Raw genomic sequence first — 8812 nt, forward strand, 5'->3', positions numbered from 1 at the left:
ATTCCCTGGGTGGCACAACCCTGGCTGCGGCCCTGGGTGGGCAGCACCTTGGCGCGCCGGCAGTGGCCTCGGTGGCGCTGTTTGGCTGCCAGGTCAGTCGCACGCATTGGCCGTTGAAGTTGCCACCGGTGGAGTGGACCGGTCGCCTGCTCTTGAAACGTTTCGGCCAATTGTCCGGCGCTCGGTGGAAACGCGGCCCGGAGGACGAGCCGGCGGGCGTATTGATTGAAGCCATGCGCTGGAATGGGCTGTTCGGCCGCTTTGGCGAAGGTAAGCAGGATTGGTGGAAAGGCCTGGCCGAGGTTGACGTGCCGCTGTTGGCGGTGAGCGCCGCCGGCGATCACCAGGACCCGGACTGGGCCTGTCGCAAGCTCTTTGAGCAGGTCGGCTCCGAGCATCGCCAATACCTGTGCCTGGGGCGCCAGCAAGGGTTCAGCGGGGATTTCGGGCATGTCGAGATGCTCGTCAGCAAGGCCGCCCAGGCTGAAGTGTGGCCGCTGGTGACGCGCTGGTTGAAAAATCCGCTTACACCTTTGCTGGGGGCGCAGGCGCAGGAACTGGCAGCGGTTTGAGCGCGAGGCTCTATCAGGGGCGTTTCGCTTGTTTGCCGTAGAGGCTAAGATATGACGCGTTGGGTGGTTCTGGTCATATTCAGTCGCGCAGTGGGTCTTGCGTTGCTATCCGATGGGCCTGACTATTCGGCCCGGATTAAAGAACCTTCACGGCAAAGCGTTTCCAGATGTAAGTAAACAGTGGGATGTTTGACACCTTCTTTCACCTACAGGAGTTTCTCGATGAACCATTACCTTACCCCCGACCTGTGTGACGCCTATCCGGAGCTGGTGCAGGTGGTTGAGCCGATGTTCAGCAATTTCGGCGGCCGGGACTCCTTTGGTGGCGAGATCGTGACCATCAAGTGCTTTGAAGACAATTCCCTGGTCAAGGAACAAGCCGAACTCAATGGGGCCGGCAAGGTGCTGGTGGTCGATGGTGGGGGTTCCCTGCGCCGCGCGTTGCTGGGCGACATGATCGCCGAGAAAGCCGCGAAAAACGGCTGGGAAGGGCTGGTGATCTACGGCTGCATCCGCGATGTCGACGTAATCGCCCAGACCGACCTGGGCGTGCAGGCCCTGGCCAGCCACCCGATGAAGACTGACAAGCGCGGTATTGGCGATTTGAACGTGGCGGTGACATTCGCCGGCGTGACCTTCCGCCCGGGCGAGTACGTGTACGCCGACAATAACGGTGTGATCGTCTCCCCCAGCCCGCTGAAGATGCCTGAATAAACAGCAGTAGCCGACAGGGGTGAGGATGTTCGAGGAAGAAAACGCGCAGTGGGGGCTGGTGCATGCCCTGGTGCTGGACGGTAAAGGTGGTGCGCGTTCGATTGCCCGGACAGAGCTTGATGAGCTGCAACTGCAGCCTCAGGAAAGCCTGTGGCTGCATTGGGACCGTAGCCATCCCCAGACCCAGACCTGGTTGCGCAAATCCAGCGGCCTCAGCGAATTCGCCTGTGACCTGCTGCTGGAGGAGAACACTCGCCCACGCCTGTTGCCGCTGCCGGATGCCGAACTGCTGCTGTTTTTGCGCGGGGTCAACCTCAATCCCGGCGCCGAACCGGAAGACATGGTCTCGGTGCGGATCTTTGCCTCGGCAGCGCGGGTGATTTCCCTGCGTTTGCGCCCATTGCGCGCCACCGACGAGTTGCTGGTGCAACTGGCAGACGGCAAGGGGCCGAAGACTTCCTCGGAACTGGTCCTGTATATGGCGCAGTACCTGACCAACAAGGTTCAGGATCTGGTCAGCGACTTATCCGAAATCGTCGATATCGAAGAAGAAAAACTGGATGCCGACGAACGGTATACTCCGGAGCACGGCAGCGTTTTGCAGATCCGTCGGCGCGCCGCCGGGCTTAAACGTTTCCTGTCGCCGCAGCGGGATATTTTCGCGCAGTTGACCCGGATCAAATTGCCCTGGTTCTGTGACGACGATGCTGACTACTGGAACGAATTGAACAACAGCCTGACCCGCTACCTGGAAGAGCTTGAGCTGGCCCGGGAGCGCGTGGGGCTTGTGCTGGAGACCGAAGACCGGCGTTTGAGCCTGCGCATGAACCGCACCATGTACCGCTTCGGGATCATCACCGGGATCTTCCTGCCGATGAGTTTCCTGACCGGTTTGCTGGGCATCAATGTAGGCGGAATTCCGTTCTCTTCCAGCCCTTACGGGTTCCTGATTGCTTGCCTGATGATGGTCACGGTGGCGGTCGGGCAATGGTGGTTGTTTCGACGGTTACGTTGGGTTTGAGCTGAATGTGACCTGAACGTGGAAAGAGGTCATGTGACCCGAAGAATTTTACCCTCGTCTTTTAAATCACTTGCGAGAGGTTTTTTATGCACGATCCGTTCGAACAGTCTTTGCGTGACATGCTCAATGCCTCGCCGTCCAACCGGGACGACGATGCTTGCCTGGGTCGCGTCTTGAAAACCGCCAACCGCCAGGTCGGGGCTGGGGATCTGTTCGGTCTGCTTGGCCGCTGGTTGCCGGCGTTGATGATGGCCTTGAACAATGGTTCGGCCCATGTCTCACCGGTTTCCCGTCGTAAACCTCTTGCTCGCACTGCTGATAAGGCTGAATGAATATGGAACTCGATCTCTGGACCCAGAGTCTGGTAACTGCAATGACTGCGTTGTGGACCAAGGTGGCGAATTTCATTCCCAACCTGTTTGGTGCACTGGTGGTGGTACTGCTGGGTTTTGTCGTGGCCAAGCTGCTTGACACCCTGCTTTCCAAGTTGCTGGCTAAGCTGGGTCTTGATCGATTGATGGGTGGCACCGGCCTGACCAAGATTTTGGGGCGTGCCGGGTTGCAAGTGCCGATCTCGACACTGATCGGCAAGATCGTTTATTGGTTTGTTTTGCTGATTTTTCTGGTTTCTGCGGCTGAATCCCTTGGACTTGAGCGAGTTTCAGCTACGCTCGACATGCTGGCGCTGTATTTGCCGAAAGTATTCGGTGGCGCGCTGGTGTTGCTGGTAGGGGTTTTGCTGGCGCAACTGGCCAATGGCCTGGTGCGTGGCGCGGCTGAAGGCGTGGGTCTGGATTATGCCAGCGGCCTGGGGCGAATTGCCCAGGGTCTGGTGATTATCATCAGTATTTCGGTCGCGATCAGCCAGCTGGAGGTCAAGACCGACCTGCTGAACCATGTGATTGTGATTGTTTTGATTACCGTTGGTCTGGCCGTTGCGCTGGCCATGGGGCTGGGAAGCCGGGAAATTGCCGGGCAGATTCTTGCGGGAATCTATGTGCGTGAGCTATATCAGGTTGGGCAACAAGTGCGTGTGGGCGAGGTCGAAGGGCAGATCGAGGAGATCGGCACGGTCAAGACGACAGTGCTGACGGACGATGGCGAACTGGTTTCGCTTTCGAACCGGATCCTGCTGGAACAGCATGTGACTAGCCGCTAACCCGGCGAATCCTGCTAATGTACGCCGCCGCAAACCTGGGTATCCAGGCCATGGCGGACATTGACCTGACTGTCGGCACGACTTGTTTTGAATAAAGCCCAAACGCTGTCCACGCGCTATGACCCCCGTGAGCTCTCTGATGAGGAGTTGGTCGCGCGCGCACACACGGAGCTGTTTCACGTAACACGCGCGTACGAAGAATTGATGCGCAGGTATCAACGCACTCTGTTCAACGTTTGTTCAAGGTATTTAGGGAACGATAGAGATGCGGATGATGTCTGTCAGGAAGTGATGCTCAAGGTGCTATACGGCCTGAAGAACTTCGAGGGAAAATCGAAGTTCAAGACATGGCTCTATAGCATCACGTACAACGAGTGCATCACGCAGTATCGGAAGGAACGGCGAAAGCGTCGCTTGATGGATGCTTTGAGTCTGGACCCCCTTGAGGAAGCGTCTGAGGAAAAGGCGCCTACCCCGGAAGAAAAGGGCGGACTTGATCGCTGGTTGGTGCATGTGAATCCGATTGATCGGGAAATTCTGGTGCTACGATTTGTCGCAGAGCTGGAGTTTCAGGAGATCGCTGACATCATGCATATGGGTTTGAGTGCTACAAAAATGCGTTACAAACGCGCTCTTGATAAATTACGTGAGAAATTTGCGGGCAGCACTGAAACTTAGTGCGTGGCAAATATCTCTTACGTGTAGGCAAGTTCTGTTAGACTTGTCGCCGAGTTGTCCCCCGGTATGTGGGACTGCTTTACAATCACCAGATGGGGATTTAACGGATGAAACTGAAAAACACCTTGGGCTTGGCCATTGGTACTCTTATTGCTGCCACTTCTGTCGGCGCTCTGGCACAAGGCCAAGGCGCAGTTGAAGGCCAGCTGTTTTACAAAAAGCAGTTCAACGATAGCGTCAAACATATCGAAGACGGCTTCAATCCTGGCGCCAGCATCGGTTACTTCCTGACCGACGACGTGTCGATCAACCTGAACTACGACACTACCAACCACACCCGTTCGAACGACGGTACTGGCAACCAGAAGATCAAAGGTGATACCGGCAGCGTTACTGCCCAGTACCACTTCGGTCAAGCTGGCGTCGACTCCCTGCGTCCATACGTAGAGGGCGGTTTCGGCCACCAGAGCCGTACCAACGTTGAAGCTGATGGTCACAAAGGTCGCGATCAATCGACCCTGGCTATCGCTGGCGCTGGTGTGAAGTACTACTTCACCGACAACCTGTTCGCACGTGCTGGTGTTGAAGCTGACTACGCTATCGACAACGGCAAGTGGGACTACTCCGCACTGGTTGGCCTGGGCGTAAACTTCGGCGGCAACGCTGGCAAAACTGCTCCAGCTCCTACCCCAGCACCAGCTCCAGAGCCAACCCCAGAGCCAGAAGCTCCGGTTGCTCAGGTTGTTCGTGTTGAGCTGGACGTGAAGTTCGACTTCGACAAGTCGGTTGTTAAGCCTAACAGCTACGGCGACGTGAAAAACCTCGCTGACTTCATGAAACAGTACCCACAAACCACCACCGTTGTTGAAGGTCACACTGACTCCGTCGGTCCTGACGCTTACAACCAGAAGCTGTCCCAGCGTCGTGCTGACGCTGTTAAGCAAGTCCTGGTCAAAGACGGTATCGCTCCTAACCGTGTAAGCTCGGTTGGTTATGGCAAATCCCGCCCAGTTGCTGACAACGCAACTGAAGCTGGCCGTGCTATCAACCGTCGCGTAGAAGCCTCGGTAGAAGCACAAGCAGCTCAGTAATTACTGAGTTGTAGAAAAAAGCCCGGCTTAGGCCGGGCTTTTTTTCGCCTGCAATTTGCCTCAGGCTGTGGCGCTGGCCAGGGCCGCAAGCGCCTGCGTCGCTTGCGCAACCCGGCCAATCACCAGGATAGCCGGGCTCTTGAGCGCGAATTCGTGCGCATCATCCTGCATCCGGGCGAGGCTGCTGCGGCATTCGCGCTGTTGTGGCAGCGAAGCGTTTTCAATCATCGCCACCGGCATGTCATCGCTCATGCCACCTTCCAGCAATTGCCGGCGGATTTCCCCCAGTTTCGCCACCCCCATATAGATCACCAGCGTCGTGCCGCCCTCGGCCAGGGCCCGCCAATTGAGGCTGCTGTCGTCCTGGGTATGGGCCGTGACCAACGTGACGCCACGGCTGACACCGCGCAACGTCAGCGAGATATCGCAGTTCGTTGCCCCGGCCAGCCCTGCCGTAATGCCGTTGACCAACTCCACTTCCACCCCTTGCTGCCTGAGCCACGCCGCCTCTTCGCCGCCGCGACCAAAAATGCACGGGTCGCCGCCCTTGAGCCGCACCACGCACTTACCCTGCCGGGCATAACGCAACATCAGGCGATGGATAAACGCCTGTGGGGTGGAACGGCAGCCACCGCGTTTGCCCACGGTGATCAGCCGTGCAGCGGGGCAATGCTCCAGCAGCGCCGGGTTGACCAGATCATCGATCAGCACCACATCGGCTTCCCGCAGGGCTCTCACCGCCTTGAGTGTCAGCAGTTCCGGATCGCCGGGGCCTGCGCCCACCAGCCAGACTTTTGCGCTCATATGCTTGCCTCACACTCTGATCGCGATTGGCTGCTTGCCACTCGCCAATAACCGTTTGATTTCCGGCACACAGGAGCCGCATTGCGTGCCGCAGCCCAGTTCCTGCTTCAGCCCGTTCAGGTCCAGGCCCCGGGCAATGCCGGCGCAGACCGCGCTTTCGCTGACGTTCTTGCAGTTGCACAGCGTCTTGTTGCTGCTTGAGCCGCCCCCCGGTGGCGCACTCAATGGCGCCAACAACCAGCGGCGTAACTGCTCATCGGTGCGACCTTCCAGCCACAGGCTTTGCAGCCAGTGGCGAGCCAGGGTTTCGCCAGCCAGGCGGATCGCGGTGATACGGCCTTTTTCAATCTTTACCCGCTTGCCAATGGAGCGCCGCGGGTCGTCGTACGCCATCACGGGGCCGTCGTTGAGGCCCAGCAGTTGGTCGATCTGCTTGAGCAGTTCAAGGGCGGGCGCCTCGTGATGCGCCGCACGAATCAGCAGGGCAGGCCGCTCGCGTCCGGTCAGGCTCAGGCTGACGTAGGCAAAGCCGTCACACAGCGGTCGCAACGCTTCGAAGTGTTGCTGCACATCGCCTTCAATCAGCGCAAACAAGTGCCAGGGCAGCCGCACCGCCTCCAGGCGCACGCCGCTGTGCTTGAGTTCCGGCTGTTTGGACAGCGGGTCGAATGCCGGCTGGGTCAGCGCATTTACGCCGCCTTTAAGAAAACGGTCGCCCCAGTGCATCGGCAGGAAAGCCTGGCCGGGACGCACGCTGTCATCGCTGCCGACGGCCACAATCACGCTGCCGCGCCGGCTTTTCAGGCTGACCAGATCCCCTTCCTTCAAGCGATGGCGACGCAGTTCGTCCGGGTGCAGGCTGAGCACTGCTTCACTGACATGGCCGAACAGCTGCGCAGCGGTGCCGGTGCGGCTCATGCCATGCCATTGGTCCCGCAGGCGGCCGGTGATCAGGGTGAGTGGGAAGCGCGCGTCACGCTGCTCCTTGGCGGCGCGATAAGGGTCGGCGACAAAGTGCGCGCGGCCAGTCTCCGTAGGGAAAAATCCGTCGGTGTACAGCCTTGGTGTTCCGCCCACCGCATCGGCCGGGAATGGCCATTGCTGCGGGCCTATCCGGTCCAGCAGCGCGTGGCTGATACCCGACAGGTCCAGGTCCCGGCCACGGGTCAGCAGCTTGTATTCATCAAAGATCTGCGCCGGTTGCTCAAAGGCAAAAAGCCCCGGTTTTCCGGGACAAAGACGCTGCTCCAGGCGTTGGGCGAAATCCACGGTGATTGCCCAGTCCGGCCGCGCTTCCCCGGGTGGGGCGATGGCTCGGCGAACGTGGGAAATGCGCCGCTCAGAGTTGGTCACTGTGCCTTCCTTCTCGCCCCAGCTCGCGGCTGGCAGCAACAGGTCGGCGTAACGCGCCGTCTCGGTTGTACGAAAGGCTTCCTGTAGCACCACGAACGGACACGCTTCCAGAGCCTGGCGCACGGTGTTCTGGTCGGGCAGGGATTGGGCGGGGTTGGTGCACGCGATCCACAAGGCCTTGATCTTGCCGGCCTGCATCTGTTCAAACAATTCGATGGCGGTCAGCCCGGTGCTGGCCGGCAGTTGGTCGACCCCCCAATACGCGGCTACTTCTGCCCGATGTTCGGGGTTGGCAGCCTCACGATGGCCAGGCAGTAAATTCGACAAACTGCCGGTTTCCCGCCCACCCATGGCATTCGGCTGACCCGTCAGGGAGAAAGGTCCGCAGCCAGGGCGGCCGATGGTGCCGGTCGCCAAATGCAGGTTAATCAAGGCGCTGTTCTTCGCGCTGCCGGCGGTGGACTGATTGAGCCCCATGCACCACAACGACAGAAAACTCGCCGAGGTGCCGACCCATTCCGCACACAGACGCAGTTGCTCGACACTGATCCCGCACAACTGCGTGACCATTTGCGGTGTGTAGTCGTGAACCAGGCGTTTGAGTTCGACCAGGCCGTCGGTATGGGCCTGGATAAAGTCGCGGTCGATCCAGTCTTCCCACAACAGCAAGTGCAGGATCCCATGGAACAATGCGACATCCGTACCCGGCAAAATCGCCAGATGCAGGTCCGCCAAGTCGCAGGTGTCGGTGCGCCGGGGATCAATTACCAGCACTTTCATCTGTGGCCGGCGGGCCTTGGCTTCCTCCAGGCGTCGGAACAACACCGGATGCGCGTAGGCCATATTGCTGCCGACGATCATCACGCAGTCGCTCGACTCCAGGTCCTCGTAGCTGCACGGTGGCGCGTCGGCCCCCAGGCTGCGCTTGTAGCCGACCACCGCCGAAGACATGCACAGCCGCGAGTTGCTGTCGATGTTGTTGGTGCCCACCAGCGCTCGCGCGAGTTTGTTGAAGCTGTAGTAATCCTCGGTCAGCAACTGCCCGGATATATAGAACGCCACGCTGTCCGGCCCGTGTTCAGCGATGCTCTCGGCAAACACGTTCGCCGCGTGCTCCAGGGCGGTATCCCAGTCGGTGCGGCTGCGGGCCAGGCCTTTGCCCAGCCGCAGTTCCGGGTACAACGCGCGGGCCGCGAGGTCTCCGGTGAGGTGCAGGCTGGAGCCCTTGCTGCACAATTTTCCGAAGTTGGCCGGATGACTCGGATCGCCACTGACGCCGAGGATCTGCGAGCCATCATGCTCGATCAGTACGCCGCAACCGACCCCGCAGTAGCAGCAGGTGGACGCGGTGGTCTGGCGGTTCATCAACCGGCGTCCCGCAGCGCCAACATCACCCGGCCGTTTTCCACACGGGCCGGGT

The 8812-nt window shown here is 59.5% G+C and carries 8 protein-coding genes and 1 pseudogene; 7 read left to right on the forward strand and 2 right to left on the reverse strand.

Features of this window, described 5'->3' with window-relative positions:
* The 7 genes and pseudogenes from HX846_RS26950 to HX846_RS26980 all read left to right on the forward strand — a co-directional run.
* Positions 1-572, forward strand: a pseudogene (locus tag HX846_RS26950) (alpha/beta hydrolase); the annotation flags it as partial.
* 222 nt (positions 573-794) lie between these two features.
* Positions 795-1286, forward strand: a complete 492-nt coding sequence (gene rraA, locus HX846_RS26955; RefSeq protein WP_003215007.1) for a ribonuclease E activity regulator RraA — start codon at positions 795-797, stop codon at positions 1284-1286.
* A gap of 25 nt (positions 1287-1311) precedes the next feature.
* Complete coding sequence (locus HX846_RS26960; RefSeq protein ID WP_003215009.1) at positions 1312-2307, forward strand: zinc transporter ZntB; 996 nt, start codon at positions 1312-1314, stop codon at positions 2305-2307.
* 86 nt (positions 2308-2393) lie between these two features.
* Positions 2394-2639, forward strand: coding sequence for a hypothetical protein (locus HX846_RS26965; protein WP_003215011.1), 246 nt, complete (start codon positions 2394-2396; stop codon positions 2637-2639).
* A 2-nt stretch (positions 2640-2641) separates the two neighbouring features.
* Positions 2642-3466: a mechanosensitive ion channel domain-containing protein gene (locus HX846_RS26970; RefSeq protein WP_008432650.1), complete on the forward strand. Its 825-nt coding sequence runs from the start codon at positions 2642-2644 to the stop codon at positions 3464-3466.
* Between the two features lie 87 nt (positions 3467-3553).
* On the forward strand, positions 3554-4144 hold the full coding sequence (gene sigX, locus HX846_RS26975) for an RNA polymerase sigma factor SigX (RefSeq protein WP_008432648.1): 591 nt from the start codon (positions 3554-3556) through the stop codon (positions 4142-4144).
* 107 nt (positions 4145-4251) lie between these two features.
* The gene (locus HX846_RS26980; RefSeq protein WP_003215016.1) at positions 4252-5235 is read left to right on the forward strand and encodes an OmpA family protein; all 984 of its coding nucleotides are present in this window, start codon (positions 4252-4254) and stop codon (positions 5233-5235) included.
* A 60-nt stretch (positions 5236-5295) separates the two neighbouring features.
* Here HX846_RS26980 and cobA read toward each other — a convergent pair whose 3' ends face one another.
* Positions 5296-6039, reverse strand: coding sequence for a uroporphyrinogen-III C-methyltransferase (cobA, locus tag HX846_RS26985; protein WP_003215019.1), 744 nt, complete (start codon positions 6037-6039; stop codon positions 5296-5298).
* Positions 6040-6048: 9 nt separating this feature from the next.
* Positions 6049-8757, reverse strand: a complete 2709-nt coding sequence (locus HX846_RS26990) for a nitrate reductase (RefSeq protein ID WP_178966448.1) — start codon at positions 8755-8757, stop codon at positions 6049-6051.
* Positions 8758-8812 lie beyond the last annotated feature (55 nt).

The sequence above is a fragment of the Pseudomonas sp. K5002 genome (assembly GCF_013386655.1).
GTDB lineage: Bacteria > Pseudomonadota > Gammaproteobacteria > Pseudomonadales > Pseudomonadaceae > Aquipseudomonas.